Source organism: Amycolatopsis antarctica (assembly GCF_002262875.1).
In the GTDB taxonomy this organism is placed as follows: Bacteria; Actinomycetota; Actinomycetes; order Mycobacteriales; family Pseudonocardiaceae; genus Amycolatopsis; species Amycolatopsis antarctica.
This window is the reverse complement of sequence record NZ_NKYE01000063.1, coordinates 1-484: the sequence shown is the minus strand read 5'-3', so window position 1 is coordinate 484 and position 484 is coordinate 1. Positions and strand designations below refer to the sequence as shown.

1 protein-coding gene is annotated in these 484 nt (G+C 72.9%); it reads left to right on the top strand.

The genetic code is table 11. From position 1 onward, the window contains the following. On the top strand, positions 1 to 482 hold a 482-nt coding region (locus CFN78_RS28445), incomplete at its 5' end, for an Ohr family peroxiredoxin (RefSeq protein ID WP_338065561.1). Positions 483 to 484: the final 2 nt, after the last annotated feature.

The window sequence follows — 484 nt, the reverse complement described above, 5'->3', positions numbered from 1 at the left end:
AACACCGGCGGCACGCCGGAGTTGTACCGGGCATGACCACCACCGAGGGCAATGCCCCGTCCAAGATCGTGTACACCGCCACCGCCACCGCCAGCGGCGGCGGGCGCCGGGAGGGCCGCTCGGTCACCTCCGACGGCCAGCTCGACGTCGTGCTGCAGGCCCCCGCCGAGCTCGGCGGCCCCGGCGGCGGCACCAACCCCGAGCAGCTGTTCGCGGTGGGCTACGGCGCCTGCTTCACCGGCGCGCTGCACGCCGTCGCCAAGAAGGAGGGCGAGGACGTCACCGGCGCCACCGTCGACGTCGCCATCGGCTTCGGCCCGGAGGGCGACTCGTTCGGCATCACCGCCGACCTCACCGTGAAGGTGCCCGGCAAGGACGTCGCCACCGTGCAGCGGCTGGCCGACCTCACCCACGACTTCTGCCCGTACTCCAAGGCGATCAAGGGCAACGTCCCCACCACCGTCACCGCCGTCGAGGCCTGACG